Source organism: Enterobacter sp. A103 (assembly GCF_034427535.1).
Classification (GTDB): domain Bacteria; phylum Pseudomonadota; class Gammaproteobacteria; order Enterobacterales; family Enterobacteriaceae; genus Enterobacter; species Enterobacter asburiae_B.
The window spans coordinates 258702-275173 of record NZ_JAXQPQ010000004.1; the positions used below are offsets into that span (position 1 = coordinate 258702).

The window sequence follows — 16472 nt, forward strand, 5'->3', positions numbered from 1 at the left end:
GGCTATAGACCATGACCTTAAAAGAATTACTGGTAGGCTTTGGTACCCAGGTACGCAGTATCTGGATGATCGGCCTGCACGCGTTTGCCAAACGCGAAACCCGGATGTACCCGGAAGAGCCGGTATATCTGCCGCCGCGCTACCGTGGCCGTATCGTGTTGACGCGCGACCCGGACGGTTCCGAGCGCTGCGTTGCCTGTAACCTGTGTGCGGTAGCGTGTCCGGTAGGCTGTATCTCTCTGCAGAAAGCAGAGACGGTAGACGGCCGCTGGTACCCTGAGTTCTTCCGCATCAACTTCTCACGCTGCATCTTCTGCGGTCTGTGTGAAGAAGCGTGCCCAACCACGGCGATTCAGCTGACTCCAGACTTCGAGCTGGGTGAGTACAAGCGTCAGGACCTGGTGTACGAGAAAGAGGATCTGCTGATTTCCGGTCCGGGCAAATACCCGGAATATAACTTCTACCGGATGGCGGGTATGGCAATCGACGGCAAAGATAAGGGCGAAGCAGAGAACGAAGCTAAGCCTATCGACGTCAAGAGCCTGTTACCGTAAGGAGAGGGCAATGGAATTCGCTTTTTATATCTGTGGCCTTATCGCCATCCTGGCTACGCTGCGAGTAATTACGCACACCAATCCGGTGCATGCGCTGCTGTACTTAATCATCTCGCTGCTGGCCATTTCCGGGGTGTTCTTCGCACTGGGCGCGCATTTCGCCGGTGCGCTGGAAATCATCGTCTACGCCGGGGCCATCATGGTGCTGTTCGTGTTCGTGGTGATGATGCTGAACCTGGGCGGCTCTGAGATTGAGCAGGAACGTCAGTGGTTAAAACCGCAGGTGTGGATTGGTCCGGCAATTTTGTCGGCCATCATGCTGGCGGTGATTGTTTACGCCATTCTGGGCGTCAACGATCAGGGCATCGACGGCACGCCGATCGGCGCTAAAGAGGTCGGTATCACGCTCTTTGGCCCATACGTTCTGGCGGTTGAACTGGCCTCAATGCTGCTGCTGGCAGGTCTGGTTGTTGCTTTCCACGTTGGCCGCGAAGAGCGTGCTGGCGAGGTGCTGAGCAACCGCACTGACGACCGCGCGAAAAGAAAAACGGAGGAGCGCGCATGATCCCCTTAACACATGGACTGATCCTCGCTGCGATTTTATTCGTTCTGGGTCTAACCGGTCTGGTTATCCGCCGCAATCTGCTGTTTATGCTGATCGGTCTGGAAATCATGATTAACGCCTCCGCGCTGGCCTTCGTGGTCGCCGGAAGCTACTGGGGCCAGACCGATGGTCAGGTGATGTACATTCTCGCCATCAGCCTCGCGGCTGCCGAAGCGAGTATTGGCCTGGCGCTGTTGCTGCAGCTCCATCGTCGCCGCCAGAACCTGAACATCGATTCAGTAAGTGAGTTGCGTGGATGAACATGCTTGCCTTAACCATTATTTTTCCGCTGATTGGCTTCGTGCTGCTGGCGTTTTCTCGCGGCCGCTGGTCTGAGAATCTGTCTGCGACCGTGGGCATTGGCTCCATCGGTCTGGCTGCGCTGGTGACGGCGTATGCGGGTATCGACTTCTTTAACAACGGGCGTCAGCCTTTCAGCGTGCCGCTGTGGACCTGGATGTCGGTCGGTGATTTCAACATCGGCTTCAACCTGGTGCTGGACGGCCTCTCGCTGACCATGCTCTCCGTGGTCACCGGCGTGGGCTTCCTGATCCACATGTTCGCCTCCTGGTATATGCGCGGTGAAGAGGGTTACTCCCGCTTCTTCGCCTACACCAACCTGTTTATCGCCAGCATGGTTGTTCTGGTGCTGGCCGATAACCTGCTGCTGATGTATCTGGGCTGGGAAGGCGTAGGTCTGTGTTCTTACCTGCTGATCGGTTTCTACTACACCGATCCGAAGAATGGCGCAGCGGCCATGAAAGCGTTCGTCGTGACCCGCGTGGGTGACGTCTTCCTCGCTTTCGCGCTGTTCATTCTTTACAACGAACTGGGCACGCTGAACTTCCGCGAAATGGTGGAACTGGCGCCGGCGCACTTCGCTGCAGGCAACAACATGCTGTGGTGGGCTACGCTGATGCTGCTGGGTGGTGCCGTGGGTAAATCCGCGCAGCTGCCGTTGCAGACCTGGCTGGCCGACGCGATGGCGGGTCCAACCCCTGTCTCCGCGCTGATCCACGCCGCGACCATGGTAACCGCCGGTGTCTACCTGATTGCGCGTACCCATGGCCTGTTCCTGATGACCCCGGAAATTCTGCATCTGGTGGGTATCGTCGGTGCGGTCACGCTGGTGCTGGCAGGCTTTGCCGCGCTGGTGCAGACCGACATCAAACGTGTTCTCGCGTATTCCACCATGAGCCAGATTGGTTACATGTTCCTGGCGCTGGGCGTTCAGGCGTGGGACGCAGCCATTTTCCACCTGATGACGCACGCGTTCTTTAAAGCGCTGCTGTTCCTCTCATCCGGTTCCGTGATCCTGGCCTGCCATCACGAGCAGAATATCTTCAAGATGGGCGGACTGCGTAAGTCCATTCCGCTGGTTTATGTCTGCTTCCTGGTGGGAGGCGCGGCGCTGGCGGCACTGCCGCTGATCACCGCGGGCTTCTTCAGTAAGGACGAAATCCTTGCGGGTGCCATGGCGAATGGTCATATCAATCTGATGGTTGCGGGTCTGGTCGGTGCGTTCATGACCTCCCTGTATACCTTCCGTATGATTTTCATCGTATTCCACGGTAAAGAACAAATTCACGCTCACGCAGGGAAGGGGATCACCCACCACCTGCCGCTGATTGTGCTGCTGGTACTGTCCACCTTCGTTGGCGCGATGATTGTGCCACCGCTGCAGGGCGTACTGCCAGACACCACCGAGCTTGAGCACGGTCGCGTTCTGACGCTTGAAATCACCTCCGGTGTGGTCGCTATCGCGGGCATCCTGATCGCTGCATGGCTGTGGCTGGGCAAACGTACGCTGGTGACTGCCGTTGCCAACAGTGCGCCGGGCCGTCTGCTGGGCACCTGGTGGTACAACGCGTGGGGCTTCGACTGGCTGTACGACATGATCTTCGTTAAGCCGTTCCTGGGCATTGCGTGGCTGCTGAAGCGCGACCCGCTGAACAGCCTGATGAATATCCCGGCGATCCTTTCCCGCTTTGCAGGTAAAGGCCTGCTGTACAGCGAGAACGGTTACCTGCGCTGGTATGTGGCGTCCATGAGCATCGGTGCGGTTGTCGTGCTGGCGCTGCTGATGGTGTTGCGTTGATCGTTAAGTGAATTTTATTCGAATTCGTTGAAAATCAGGCCCCTGCTGGGGGCCTTAAAAAGGAATGTAAATCGCCATGTTACTACCCTGGCTAATATTAATTCCCTTCATCGGCGGCTTCCTGTGCTGGCAGACTGAACGCTTTGGCGTGAAGATGCCGCGCTGGATCGCGCTGATCACCATGGGATTGACGCTCGCGCTTGGCCTGCAACTGTGGTTGCAGGGCGGTTACTCACTGACCCAGTCTGCGGGCATTCCGCAGTGGCAGTCTAAGTTCATCCTGCCGTGGATCCCGCGTTTCGGCATTACGATCCACCTGGCGATTGACGGTCTGTCGCTGCTGATGGTGGTGCTGACCGGTCTGCTCGGCGTTCTGGCGGTACTTTGCTCCTGGCGAGAAATCGAAAAATACCAGGGCTTCTTCCACCTGAACCTGATGTGGATCCTGGGCGGCGTGATCGGCGTGTTCCTTGCCATCGACATGTTCCTGTTCTTCTTCTTCTGGGAGATGATGCTGGTGCCGATGTACTTCCTGATCGCGCTGTGGGGTCACAAGGCGTCCGACGGTAAAACGCGTATCACGGCGGCAACCAAGTTCTTCATCTATACCCAGGCGAGTGGTCTGGTGATGTTGATTGCCATTCTGGCGCTGGTGTTTGTTCACCACAACGCGACCGGAACCTGGACCTTCAACTACGAAGATCTGCTGAAAACGCCAATGTCCCACGGCGTTGAATACCTGCTGATGCTGGGCTTCTTCATCGCGTTCGCGGTGAAAATGCCGGTCGTTCCGCTGCACGGCTGGCTGCCAGACGCGCACTCTCAGGCACCAACGGCGGGTTCCGTTGACCTGGCGGGCATCTTGCTGAAAACGGCGGCCTACGGTCTGCTGCGTTTCGCACTGCCGCTGTTCCCGAATGCCTCCGCAGAGTTCGCACCGATTGCCATGTGGCTGGGTGTGATCGGTATCTTCTACGGTGCCTGGATGGCCTTCACGCAGTACGACATTAAGCGTCTGATTGCCTACACATCCGTTTCCCACATGGGCTTCGTGCTGATTGCTATCTACACCGGTAGCCAGCTGGCGTACCAGGGCGCGGTAATCCAGATGATTGCGCACGGTCTGTCCGCAGCCGGCCTCTTCATCCTGTGCGGTCAGCTGTACGAACGTCTGCATACCCGCGACATGCGCATGATGGGCGGTCTGTGGAGCAAAATTAAGTGGCTGCCAGCGCTGTCCATGTTCTTCGCGGTGGCTACCCTGGGGATGCCGGGTACCGGTAACTTCGTCGGCGAATTTATGATTCTGTTCGGCAGCTTCAAAGTGGTTCCGGTGATTACCGTGATCTCCACCTTTGGTCTGGTATTCGCTTCCGTGTACTCGCTGGCGATGCTGCACCGCGCCTACTTCGGTAAAGCGAAGAGCGAAATTGCTGCACAAGAACTGCCGGGGATGTCGCTGCGTGAGCTGTTCATCATCCTGCTGCTGGTCGTACTGCTGGTGCTGCTGGGCTTCTTCCCGCAGCCGATTCTGGATACCTCGCATAGCGCGATGGGTAACATCCAGCAGTGGTTTGTTAATTCTGCTTCTACTACAAGGCCGTAATTCGCCATGACAATAACTCCACAACAACTGATCGCGCTGCTACCGCTGCTGATCGTCGGATTGACGGTGGTGGTTGTGATGCTCTCCATTGCGTGGCGACGCAATCACTTCCTGAATGCCACGCTGTCGGTCATCGGCCTGAACGCCGCGTTAGTCTCTCTCTGGTTTGTTGGCCAGGGTGGGGCGATGGACGTCACCCCGCTGATGCGCGTTGACGGTTACGCCATGCTGTATACCGGTCTGGTGCTGCTGGCGAGCCTGGCAACCTGTACCTTTGCGTACCCGTGGCTCGAAGGCTACAACGACAACAAAGAAGAGTTTTACCTGCTGGTTCTGATTGCCGCGCTGGGCGGCATTCTGCTGGCGAATGCGAACCACCTGGCCGCGCTGTTCCTCGGTATTGAGCTGATCTCTCTGCCGCTGTTCGGCCTGATTGGTTACGCCTTCCGTCAGAAGCGTTCCCTGGAAGCAAGCATCAAGTACACCATTCTGTCTGCTGCTGCGTCCTCGTTCCTGCTGTTTGGTATTGCGCTGCTGTACGCACAGTCCGGTAATCTCTCTTTCATGGCGCTCGGCAAGAGCCTCGGTGACGGCATGCTGCATGAGCCGCTGCTGCTGGCGGGTCTGGGCATGATGATCGTTGGCCTCGGCTTCAAACTCTCTCTGGTGCCGTTCCACCTGTGGACGCCAGACGTATACCAGGGTGCCCCGGCTCCGGTGTCGACCTTCCTGGCGACGGCGAGCAAGATCGCTATCTTCGGTGTGGTCATGCGTCTGTTCCTGTACGCGCCGGTTGGTGACAGCGAAGCGGTTCGCGTGGTGCTGGGCATTATCGCGTTCGTCTCCATCATCTTCGGTAACCTGATGGCGCTGAGCCAGACCAACATCAAGCGTCTACTGGGCTACTCGTCTATCTCTCATCTGGGCTACCTGATGGTGGCGCTGATTGCGCTGCAGAGCGGCGAGATGTCAATGGAAGCAGTGGGCGTGTATCTGGCCGGCTACCTGTTCAGCAGTCTCGGCGCCTTCGGCGTGGTGAGCCTGATGTCCAGCCCGTACCGTGGCCCGGATGCCGATTCACTGTTCTCCTACCGTGGTCTGTTCTGGCACCGTCCGATCCTGTCCGCGGTAATGACCGTGATGATGCTCTCTCTGGCAGGTATCCCGATGACGCTTGGCTTTATCGGTAAGTTCTACGTGCTGGCCGTCGGTGTGCAGGCGCACCTGTGGTGGCTGACCGCGGGCGTGGTTATCGGCTCCGCGATTGGTCTCTACTACTACCTGCGTGTTGCCGTGAGTCTGTACCTGAGCGCGCCTCAGCAGCTCAATCGTGATGCCCCAACCAACTGGCAGTACAGCGCCGGTGGTATCGTAGTGCTTATCTCCGCACTGCTGGTGCTGATCTTCGGTATCTATCCGCAGCCGCTGATTGATATCGTGCAGCGAGCGATGCCGCTGATGTAAAAACAAAAAACCCGCCGAGGCGGGTTTTTTTATGATTTGTACCCTCGCCCTAAGGGAGAGGGCCAGGGTGAAGGCACCTGCCCGCACCGGACTTAAGCCAGCTGCTTCCGGCTAATCAACGGCCCGTCAATCTTCTTCATCGAGCGGTCCAGCACTTCCTCAATCACCGACGACAGCTCGTTCAGCTCAAACTTCGCGACGTACCCGTCCGCCTTCACCTTGCGAATATGGTCTTCGTTGGCGTTGCCGGACAGGGAAGAGTGGATGACCACCGGAATGTCCTTCAATATCGGGTCGGTTTTGATTTTGCGCGTCAGCGTAAAACCGTCCATCTCCGGCATTTCGAGGTCGGTCAGCACCAGAGCGATCTTATCGGTGATGGGAACCCCCTCAGCCTGGGCCTGTGCCGCCAGCACGCCGATTTTTTCCCACGCGTCTTTGCCGGTGATATGCAGCTGTGCGGGGATCTCCATCGCCTGCAGACCTTTCTCCAGCATCGAGCGCGCCACCTTGGAGTCTTCCGCGACGATGGCGACAGCGCCTGGCTTGATATGGAATTTGGTGGTCTTCAGGTTCGTGGCGTGCAGATCGTGATTGGCCGGGGTGATGTCATACAGGATCTGCTCAACGTCCAGCACCATCGCCAGATCGTTGGTATCGGTCTTCTCGTCAAGACACGCGATGCTGGTGATGTAGCGACCGCTGACGGCGGTTTCCGCCGCATGCACCTGCTTCCAGTCCAGACGCATGATGTTCTCAACCGATTCCACGGCAAACGCCTGCACGCTGCGCGCATATTCGGTGATCAGCAGGATGTTCAGCCCGGTGGTGGGCTTACAGCCCGCCACGGCGGCCAGGTCAATCACCGGGATCACCTGATCGCGAATATTCACCATTCCCATCAGCGGTGACTTCATCCCAGCGGGTTTTGTGAACTCCGGCATCGGCACAATTTCACGCAGCTTAAAGACGTTAATGCCAAACAGCTCGGATTTATTTTCGTTCAGAGAGGTGCCAAGACGGAACAGCAACAGTTCAAAACGGTTCGACAGGGTCAGATTCGCCCTGTCATCAATATCTTTCTGGAAATTATCCATTCTACCCTCGAGAGAAATGCTGACCTTTTAATCGTTATCGGCATCCTGAGGGAAAAATGAAGGACTAAACGCTAACCTGAGCGAAATCTTCGGCCAGCTCACATTCCGGGAACAGCGCGCGGCACTCTGCCAGCAGGCTTGCGCATCCCCGCGCGTCGTAGCGCGAGCTGACATGGGTGACGATGAGCCGCCCTACGCCCGCGTCACGGGCAAGCTGTGCCGCCTGACGCGTGGAGCTATGGCCCCGGCTGTTGGCTTTCTCTTCCATCGCCGTTTCAAGCGTCGCTTCATGCACCATGACGTCCACGCCCTGGGCCAGCGTGAGCGCCGCCGGGCACGGGGCCGTATCGCCAAAAATCGCCAGTTTTTTGCCGGGCTGCGGTGCGGCGAGATAATCCTGACCGTTAATGACGCGTCCGTCCTCCAGCGTGACGGTCTCTCCGTGCTTCAGACGCTGGAACAGCGGCCCGGGTTTTACGCCGTCGGCCATCAGCGCGGCGGCATCCAGCGCGCCGGGTTTATCATGCGCATCAATACGGTAGCCATAGCACTCGACAGGATGATTGAGCGGTTGAGCGGTAACCCGATAATCCCCGTCATCAAAAACCAGGCCTTCGGCAATCTCAACGACCTCCAGCGGATAATCTGTCCATGACCCGCTCAGGCGTAGCGTAGTTTCGACAAATTCACGAATACCCGCTGGCCCGTAAATCGTCAGCGGGTTGGCGTTACCGGCCATCGAGCGGCTGCACAGCAGGCCGGGAAGGCCAAACAGGTGGTCGCCATGCAGATGGGTGATAAAAATTTTATCCAGCTTGCCGGGGTGGTAAGCGGTGTGTAACAGCTGATGCTGCGTCCCTTCACCGCAGTCAAACAGCCACAGCCCGCCGCGGGTGGGATGCTTAAGATCCAGCAGGATCGCCGTCACGTTTCGTGAGCGGGTTGGCACGCCAGCGGACGTACCCAGAAAAATCAGTTCCATAACGCAATCAGCCCTTTGCCGAACGGGGAGGGGTTTAGTATAACGTGATGAACCCCAGGAAGGAGACTGACATGATCCAGTGGCAAGATTTACATCATAGCGACCTCACCGTTCATTCACTTTACGCCCTGCTGAAGCTGCGCTGTGAAGTGTTTGTTGTGGAACAGACCTGCCCGTATCAGGACATCGATGGTGATGACCTTGTCGGTGAGAACCGCCATATCCTCGGCTGGCGGGATAACGAGCTGGTGGCGTATGCGAGGATTCTGAAAAGCGAAGACGATTTTGAGCCCGTCGTCATTGGCCGCGTCATCATTAGCGGCAAAGCGCGAGGGGAAAAACTGGGCTATCAGCTGATGGAAAAAACGCTGGAGGCGTGCCGGAAACAGTGGCCGGACAAGGCGTTATACCTCGGCGCGCAGGCGCATCTTCAATCCTTTTACGGGCACTTTGGCTTTGCGCCAGTGACGGAGGTATACGATGAAGATGGCATTCCCCACATCGGCATGGCGCGAGAAGTGAAACAGGCGTAATGGCATCTCGTTGGCTATAGTTAGCGGACTGGTGTACTAACATGGAGAAAAATATGTCATTTCAATCCTGGGATACCCGTATCGACGACGATCTGGCCTTGCTGAGCGAAACGCTGGAAGAGGTGTTACGTTCCTCGGGCGACCCTGCCGATCAGAAATATATTGAGCTAAAAGCCCGTGCCGAACAGGCGCTGCATGAAGTGAAAAACCGCGTCAGCCATGCGTCAGATACTTACTACTACCGTGCCAAAAAAGCGGTGTATCGTGCCGATGATTACGTGCATGAAAAACCGTGGCAGGGTATTGGGGTGGGTGCTGCCGTTGGGCTGGTGCTGGGGCTGCTGTTAGCCCGTCGTTAAGCCGCTTAACCACTCCCTATACGTGGGTACTGCTATTTATGGCCAGTACCCCGTATAATACGAGGTTTTAACAGGGAGAGGTTCGCGTGAATTCGATTTTCCTCGCGCTGGAGCAACTGCGTACCCAGCTATCGCAAGCGTTACCCGCAGCACCCGGCATACGTCATTTCGACGTCTCTTTCCCGTTAAACGACGCCTTCGATCCCCTCGCCTGGCTGGGCGAGCAGCAGTGTTATCCGCAGTTTTACTGGCAGCAGCGTAACGGCGATGAAGAGCTGGCCGCGCTGGGGGCGGTCAACCAATTTTCCTCTCTGGCATTAGCCTCGCAGTTTTTGCGCGAGCAAAATGCGGCGCAAGATACTCGCATCTGCGGCCTGAACGCCTTTAATCCCGAACAGGGGAGCCTCTTTTTACCGCGACTGCTCTGGCGACGTACCGCCGGCAACGCCACGCTGCGCCTGCAGCTCTGGAGCGACCGCTCGCTTGTGGAGGATGCCCGCGTCGCGCAGGATTTTTTACAGCGGCTTCGTCCTGCCAAATCTATCCGTCCGCTCTCCGTGCAGGTTGAGCACGAAACCCATCAGCCGCAGCAGGCCGAATGGCTGAAACTTATCCGCAGGGCGACGGAGACCATCGCGCGCGGTGAGTTTGAAAAAGTGGTGCTCGCCAGGGCAACCGATCTGCAGTTCACGCAGCGTGTTAACCCTGTCGCGCTGATGGCCGCCAGCCGCGCCCTGAATTTACATTGCTATCATTTCTGCATGGTATTCGACGCCAGCAACGCGTTTCTCGGCTCTACGCCCGAGCGTCTCTGGCGGCGGCGCGGCAAGCTGCTGCGCACGGAAGCGCTCGCTGGCACCGTCGCCAGCCATACCGATGATAGCCAGGCGCAGCGTCTCGGCGAGTGGCTGCTGAACGATGATAAAAACCAGCGCGAAAATATGCTGGTGGTGGAAGATATCTGCCAGCGTCTTCAGCACTCTACGCAGACGCTTGAGGTACTGCCCCCCCAGGTGGTACGCCTGCGTAAGGTGCAGCATTTGCGCCGCTGTATCTGGACCGAGCTCAAACAGGCCGACGACGAGCAGTGTCTGCTCATGTTACAGCCGACCGCGGCCGTTGCCGGATTACCCCGACAGCCTGCGCGCGAGTTCATCCAGAAGGTTGAACCCTTTAACCGCGAGTGGTACGCCGGTTCGGCCGGGTACTTATCCCCCGAACAGAGTGAGTTCTGCGTGGCGCTGCGCTCCGCGCGCGTTCAGGAGGACTCCCTGCGGCTCTACGCCGGCGCCGGTATTGTCAGCGGGTCTGACCCGGAGCAGGAGTGGCAGGAGATTGAAAACAAAGCCGCCGGATTGCGCTCTCTGCTCCTAAGGGATTAATACAGATTCGCGCAATCCCGATTCATATCAAAATTCCAATTTTTCCTATTATTTATACTGTGTCGCATTCTTGATACCGGACAATCTCATGTCAGTAAGTTCTTTTAACCGACGCTGGGCGGCGGTGATCCTTGAAGCCCTGACGCGCCACGGCGTCAGGCACGTGTGTATTGCACCGGGTTCTCGCTCAACGCCGCTGACGCTGGCGGCCGCAGAAAACCGGGCGTTGATTCACCACACCCACTTTGATGAACGCGGCCTCGGCCATCTGGCGCTGGGTCTGGCGAAAGTCAGCAAAGAACCTGTGGCGGTGATCGTCACCTCCGGTACCGCCGTGGCGAACCTCTATCCGGCCCTGATAGAAGCCGGGTTAACGGGTGAAAGACTGATCTTACTGACGGCCGATCGTCCCCCTGAGCTTATCGACTGCGGCGCCAATCAGGCCATTCGCCAGCCGGGGCTCTTTTCTTCGCATCCTTCGCAGACGATTTCGTTACCGCGTCCCACCCAGGATATTCCGGCAAGCTGGCTGGTCTCCACTGTCGATCACGCCATGGAGACGTTGCGCAGCGGGGCGCTGCATATCAACTGCCCGTTTGCCGAGCCGCTCTATGGCGAGCTGGACGACACCGGTCTTGACTGGCAGCAGTCCCTCGGCGACTGGTGGCAGAGTGAAAAACCGTGGCTGCGCGAGCAGACGCATCTTGAGAGCGCGAAGCAGCGCGACTGGTTCTTCTGGCGGCAGAAGCGCGGCGTGGTGATTGCCGGGCGCATGAGCGCCGCCGAAGGCAAGCTGGTCGCTGAATGGGCGCAAACCCTTGGCTGGCCGCTGATTGGCGATGTGCTTTCTCAGACCGGTCAGCCGCTGCCGTGCGCCGACCTCTGGCTGGGTAATGCGAAAGCGGTCACCGAACTGGCGCAGGCGCAGATTGTGGTCCAGCTTGGATCGAGTTTGACCGGCAAACGGTTACTGCAGTGGCAGGCCACCTGCACGCCGGAAGAGTACTGGCTGGTGGATTCGCTGGAAGGACGGCTTGACCCGGCGCACCACCGCGGCCGTCGTCTGGTCAGCAGTATCGACGCCTGGCTGACGCTTCATCCGGCTGAGAAACGCAAGCCCTGGGCGGTGGCTATACCGGACCTTTCGCGCCAGGCGTGGGAACTGACCAAAGCGCACTGCGAAGCGTTTAGCGAAGCCGGGCTGGCGCACCGCATTCGCCAGTACCTGCCTGAACAGGGGCAGCTGTTTGTCGGCAACAGCCTCGTCGTGCGGCTGATTGACGCGTTTTCGAAGCTGCCTGCGGGCTACCCGGTGTACAGCAACCGCGGTGCCAGCGGCATCGACGGGCTGATCTCTACGGCGGCGGGCGTGCAGCGCGCCAGCGCGAAATCGACGCTGGCGATCGTGGGCGATCTCTCCGCGCTCTACGATCTTAACGCGCTGGCGCTGCTGCGTCAGGCGTCTGCCCCGTTTGTGCTGATTGTGGTCAACAACAACGGCGGGCAGATTTTCTCCCTGTTGCCAACGCCGCAGAGCGAGCGCGAGCGCTTCTATCTGATGCCGCAGAACGTGCAGTTCGAACACGCCGCGGCGATGTTTAGCCTGAAATACCATCGCCCGGAAAGCTGGGAACAGCTGGACGCGGCGTTAAGCAGCGCCTGGAAACAGCCGGGCGCGACGCTGATTGAGCTGGTGGTGAACGAGGCTGACGGTGCGCAGGCCCTGCAAAGCCTGCTGGCGCAGGTGAGCCAGCTGTGATCCTCTCTGGCATGCAGCAGGCTGGCAAACCGGACTATCCCTGGCTGGTCTTTTTGCACGGTTTTTCCGGCGACCGCCGCGAGTGGCAGAGGGTCGGTACAGGGCTCAGCGATTATCCCCGGCTGTATCTGGATCTGCCGGGGCACGGCGGATCCCGGAATCTGGGCGTGATGGGGTTTGACGAGATGAGCACGTTGCTCACCCGAACCCTTCTTAGTTACAACATACTTAAATTCTGGCTCATCGGGTACTCCCTCGGCGGCCGCATTGCGATGTTTCATGCCTGCCAGCAGCCGAAGGGGCTGCTCGGGGTGATTGTTGAAGGTGGACACCCGGGCCTGCAGGATGCCGATGCGCGAAGTGCGCGGCTGGCGTCCGACCGCCGCTGGGCAACGCGTTTTCGCACCGAACCGCTGGAGAAGGTGTTCGCTGACTGGTACCAACAGCCCGTGTTCGCCTCCCTCACGGACGCCCAGCGCGATGCGCTTATTACCCTGCGCAGCCAGAACAACGCCGCGACGCTGGCGATGATGCTTGAGACGACCTCGCTGGCCGTGCAGCCTGATTTGCGTGCCGCGCTTAGCGCACGCGATTTCTCTTTTGACTATCTCTATGGCGAACGGGATGAGAAGTTCGCGGCCCTTGCCGCGGAAGTGAACGCCGTTCGCCATGCCATTCCAGACGCCGGACACAACGCCCACCGGGAAAACCCCGATGCGGTTATCGCGAGTCTGGCTCAGATACTGCGTTATCGAATAAAGGACACTCTATGATCTATCCTGATGAAAACATGCTTTACGCCCCGGTTGAATGGCAGGACTGCTCCGAAGGCTACACCGACATTCGCTACCACAAATCCACCGACGGCATTGCCAAAATCACCATCAACCGCCCGCAGGTGCGTAACGCCTTCCGTCCGCTGACCGTGAAAGAGATGATTCAGGCTCTGGCGGATGCGCGCTACGACGATAACATCGGCGTGATTGTCCTGACCGGCGAAGGCGATAAAGCGTTCTGCTCCGGCGGCGATCAGAAAGTGCGCGGCGACTACGGCGGATACCAGGACGATGCGGGTACCCACCACCTGAACGTCCTCGATTTCCAGCGTCAGATCCGCACTTGTCCGAAACCGGTAGTGGCGATGGTAGCGGGCTACTCCATCGGTGGCGGTCACGTGCTGCACATGATGTGCGATCTGACCATCGCCGCAGAAAATGCCATCTTCGGCCAGACCGGTCCGAAAGTGGGATCCTTCGACGGCGGCTGGGGCGCCTCGTACATGGCGCGCATCGTCGGGCAGAAAAAAGCCCGCGAAATCTGGTTCCTGTGCCGTCAGTACAACGCCCAGGAAGCGCTGGATATGGGCCTGGTGAATACCGTGGTACCGATTGCCGATCTCGAAAAAGAGACCGTTCGCTGGTGTCGCGAAATGCTGCAAAACAGCCCGATGGCGCTGCGCTGCCTGAAGGCCGCTCTCAACGCCGACTGCGACGGTCAGGCGGGTCTGCAGGAGCTGGCGGGCAACGCCACCATGCTGTTCTACATGACCGAAGAGGGTCAGGAAGGGCGCAACGCGTTTAACGAAAAACGCCAGCCGGACTTCAGCAAATACAAACGGAACCCGTAATGCGTCGCGCGCAGGTTTACCGCTGGCAGATACCGATGGACGCGGGCGTGGTGCTGCGTGAACGGCGGTTAAAAACCCGTGACGGCTTCTTCGTGCATCTGCAGCAGGACGAGCGGGAAGGCTGGGGCGAGATTTCGCCGCTGCCGGGCTTTAGCCTGGAGTCGCTGGATGACGCGCAGTCTGTATTGCTGGCGTGGGCAGACGCGTGGCGTGAGGGCGCGGATCCGGCGCTGCCGGACGTGCCTTCCGCGGCTTTTGGCATCAGCTGCGCGCTGGCGGAGCTGGACGGCAGCCTGCCTGAAGAGGCTAACTACCGTGCGGCACCGCTCTGTACGGGCGACCCTGACGAGCTGTTCGCGCTGCTCACCGCCATGCCGGGCGAGAAAGTAGCGAAAATTAAAGTCGGTCTTTACGAAGCGGTGCGCGACGGCATGGTCGCCAACCTGCTGCTGGAGGCGATCCCCGACCTTCATCTGCGTCTTGACGCTAACCGCGCCTGGACGCCGCTCAAGGCGCAGCAGTTTGCAAAGTACGTCAACCCGGCGTACCGCAGCCGCATTGCCTTCCTCGAAGAACCGTGCAAAACCCGCGACGATTCGCGCGCGTTCGCCCGCGAAACGGGGATTGCCATCGCCTGGGATGAAAGCCTGCGCGAGGACGATTTTGAATTTGTCGCCGAGCCCGGCGTCAGCGCGGTAGTGATTAAACCAACGCTGACCGGCAGCCTGGCGAAGGTGCGAGAGCAGGTCGCGGCAGCGCATGCCTCAGGGCTGACGGCGGTCATCAGCTCGTCGATTGAGTCCAGCCTTGGGCTGACCCAGCTGGCGCGCATTGCCGCCTGGCTAACGCCGGATACGATCCCTGGCCTCGACACGCTGAACCTGATGCAGGCTCAGCTTATCCGCAGGTGGCCGGACAGCGCGCTGCCGTGCCTCAACGTCGCGGCGCTGGAGCCGTTGTTATGAGTTTTACCGACTGGCCATGGCGGCACTGGCGCGCGCAGTTTGCTGATAAACCGGCCCTGAGGCTGAACGACGAGGTGCTCAGCTGGCAACAGCTGTGCGCCCGCGTCGACCGCCTTGCGGCAGAGTTTCACCTGCAGGGCGTGGAGGAGGGCAACGGTGTGCTGCTGCTGGCCCATAATCATCCGCGAACCCTGCTGGCGTGGCTGGCGTTGCTCCAGTGCGGGGCGCGTATTCTTCCCGTTAATCCGCAGCTGCCTCGCCCGCTGCTGGACGTGTTGCTCCCGCAGATGACGCTGCGCTTTGCGCTGGTGCTGGACGGTACCTGCGACGGTCTTCCAGCCCTGAGCATGCGCGAGCGCGCGGGGGAATATCGCGTTGCGTGGCAGCCGGCGCGGCTGGCGTCGATGACGCTGACCTCCGGCTCTACCGGGCTACCGAAAGCAGCGGTGCATACCTGCGACGCCCATCTCGCCAGCGCGCGCGGCGTGCTGGCGCTGATGCCCTACGGCGAAGACGACGACTGGCTGCTTTCGCTGCCGCTGTTTCACGTTTCCGGCCAGGGGATTTTATGGCGCTGGCTGCAGGCCGGCGCGCGGTTAACCGTGCGCGAGAAACAGCCGCTGGCGCAGGCTTTGCGCGGCTGTACGCACGCTTCGCTGGTGCCGACCCAGCTCTGGCGTCTGCTTAACACCCACCAGCCTGTTGCACTGAAAGCGGTGCTGCTGGGCGGAGCCGCCATCCCTGTTGAATTGACGCAGCAGGCGCGCGAGCAGGGGATTCGCACCTTCTGCGGCTACGGCCTGACCGAGTTTGCCTCTACCGTCTGCGCGAAAGCGGCGGACGGCGAGCCGGACGTAGGCTATGCGCTGCCGGGCAGAGAGGTGCAGGTGGTTGACGGTGAAGTCTGGATCCGGGCAGAGAGTATGGCCTCAGGTTACTGGCGGAACGGCGAATTGGTTCCGCTGACCAACGCGCAGGGATGGTTCGCTACCCGCGATCGCGGTGAATGGCATGACGGCCGCCTGACGATCCTGGGCCGCATGGACAACCTCTTTTTTAGCGGCGGAGAAGGGATCCAGCCGGAAAGCCTTGAGCGCGTTATCGCCCGCCATCCGCAGATTAACCAGGTGTTTATCGTCCCGCTGGACGACGCCGAGTTTGGACAGCGTCCGGTGGCGGTGGTGGAGTGCGAGCCGGGAACGGATATCACCTGTTTGCCTGACTGGGTGAAGGATAAAGTGGCGCGTTTTGAGCAACCCGTCCGCTGGCTGCTGTTGCCGACCGAACTCAAAAATGGCGGCATTAAAGTCTCGCGCCGCGCGTTGCAGCAGTGGGTGAACGCCTCGCTGAAGGGATAATAGCCGTTTCAAATAATTACAATCTACTGACCTGCCGCACGCAGAGTGCTTGATCCCCGGGAGACTCCGGTTAAAATCTCGCGG

The 16472-nt window shown here is 59.3% G+C and carries 16 protein-coding genes; 14 read left to right on the forward strand and 2 right to left on the reverse strand.

What is annotated here, in order from left to right:
- The first annotated feature begins 11 nt into the window (after positions 1–11).
- From nuoI to nuoN, 6 genes are all read left to right on the forward strand, one after another.
- Positions 12–554: an NADH-quinone oxidoreductase subunit NuoI gene (nuoI, locus tag SPH27_RS13875; RefSeq protein WP_003861491.1), complete on the forward strand. Its 543-nt coding sequence runs from the start codon at positions 12–14 to the stop codon at positions 552–554.
- A 10-nt stretch (positions 555–564) separates the two neighbouring features.
- Positions 565–1119: an NADH-quinone oxidoreductase subunit J gene (gene nuoJ / locus SPH27_RS13880; RefSeq protein WP_023312534.1), complete on the forward strand. Its 555-nt coding sequence runs from the start codon at positions 565–567 to the stop codon at positions 1117–1119.
- Positions 1116–1418: an NADH-quinone oxidoreductase subunit NuoK gene (gene nuoK, locus SPH27_RS13885; protein ID WP_003861496.1), complete on the forward strand. Its 303-nt coding sequence runs from the start codon at positions 1116–1118 to the stop codon at positions 1416–1418. Before nuoJ ends, nuoK begins: the two co-directional genes overlap by 4 nt.
- Positions 1415–3256 (forward strand): NADH-quinone oxidoreductase subunit L, encoded by a 1842-nt coding sequence (gene nuoL / locus SPH27_RS13890; protein WP_014884634.1) that lies wholly within the window; start codon positions 1415–1417, stop codon positions 3254–3256. Before nuoK ends, nuoL begins: the two co-directional genes overlap by 4 nt.
- A gap of 76 nt (positions 3257–3332) precedes the next feature.
- A complete protein-coding gene (nuoM, locus tag SPH27_RS13895; protein WP_322435697.1) occupies positions 3333–4862 on the forward strand; it encodes an NADH-quinone oxidoreductase subunit M in 1530 nt (509 codons plus the stop codon).
- A 6-nt stretch (positions 4863–4868) separates the two neighbouring features.
- Positions 4869–6326 carry an NADH-quinone oxidoreductase subunit NuoN gene (gene nuoN / locus SPH27_RS13900; RefSeq protein ID WP_029740937.1) on the forward strand — a complete coding sequence of 486 codons (1458 nt, stop codon included), beginning with the start codon at positions 4869–4871 and terminating at the stop codon, positions 6324–6326.
- 92 nt (positions 6327–6418) lie between these two features.
- On the opposite strand, the gene SPH27_RS13905 is transcribed toward nuoN, so the two are convergent.
- Together SPH27_RS13905 and rbn are read right to left on the reverse strand one after the other, a co-directional pair.
- Positions 6419–7423: a chemotaxis protein gene (locus SPH27_RS13905; RefSeq protein ID WP_033146077.1), complete on the reverse strand. Its 1005-nt coding sequence runs from the start codon at positions 7421–7423 to the stop codon at positions 6419–6421.
- A 64-nt stretch (positions 7424–7487) separates the two neighbouring features.
- Positions 7488–8405: a ribonuclease BN gene (gene rbn / locus SPH27_RS13910; RefSeq protein WP_182071322.1), complete on the reverse strand. Its 918-nt coding sequence runs from the start codon at positions 8403–8405 to the stop codon at positions 7488–7490.
- A 71-nt stretch (positions 8406–8476) separates the two neighbouring features.
- Between rbn and SPH27_RS13915 the strand changes: the two genes are divergently transcribed.
- From SPH27_RS13915 to menE, 8 genes are all read left to right on the forward strand, one after another.
- Complete coding sequence (locus SPH27_RS13915) at positions 8477–8938, forward strand: GNAT family N-acetyltransferase (protein WP_047060603.1); 462 nt, start codon at positions 8477–8479, stop codon at positions 8936–8938.
- Positions 8939–8991: 53 nt separating this feature from the next.
- Positions 8992–9297 carry a stress response protein ElaB gene (gene elaB / locus SPH27_RS13920; protein ID WP_008500219.1) on the forward strand — a complete coding sequence of 102 codons (306 nt, stop codon included), beginning with the start codon at positions 8992–8994 and terminating at the stop codon, positions 9295–9297.
- 86 nt (positions 9298–9383) lie between these two features.
- A complete protein-coding gene (gene menF / locus SPH27_RS13925) occupies positions 9384–10679 on the forward strand; it encodes an isochorismate synthase MenF (protein ID WP_167818402.1) in 1296 nt (431 codons plus the stop codon).
- Between the two features lie 88 nt (positions 10680–10767).
- The gene (menD, locus tag SPH27_RS13930) at positions 10768–12438 is read left to right on the forward strand and encodes a 2-succinyl-5-enolpyruvyl-6-hydroxy-3-cyclohexene-1-carboxylic-acid synthase (protein WP_048975386.1); all 1671 of its coding nucleotides are present in this window, start codon (positions 10768–10770) and stop codon (positions 12436–12438) included.
- A complete protein-coding gene (gene menH, locus SPH27_RS13935) occupies positions 12435–13211 on the forward strand; it encodes a 2-succinyl-6-hydroxy-2,4-cyclohexadiene-1-carboxylate synthase (RefSeq protein ID WP_182071321.1) in 777 nt (258 codons plus the stop codon). Before menD ends, menH begins: the two co-directional genes overlap by 4 nt.
- Positions 13208–14065: a 1,4-dihydroxy-2-naphthoyl-CoA synthase gene (menB, locus tag SPH27_RS13940; RefSeq protein ID WP_023312524.1), complete on the forward strand. Its 858-nt coding sequence runs from the start codon at positions 13208–13210 to the stop codon at positions 14063–14065. The genes menH and menB overlap by 4 nt, the downstream gene beginning before the upstream one ends.
- Positions 14065–15030, forward strand: coding sequence for an o-succinylbenzoate synthase (gene menC, locus SPH27_RS13945; RefSeq protein ID WP_182071320.1), 966 nt, complete (start codon positions 14065–14067; stop codon positions 15028–15030). Before menB ends, menC begins: the two co-directional genes overlap by 1 nt.
- The gene (gene menE, locus SPH27_RS13950) at positions 15027–16388 is read left to right on the forward strand and encodes an o-succinylbenzoate--CoA ligase (protein ID WP_182071319.1); all 1362 of its coding nucleotides are present in this window, start codon (positions 15027–15029) and stop codon (positions 16386–16388) included. Before menC ends, menE begins: the two co-directional genes overlap by 4 nt.
- Positions 16389–16472 lie beyond the last annotated feature (84 nt).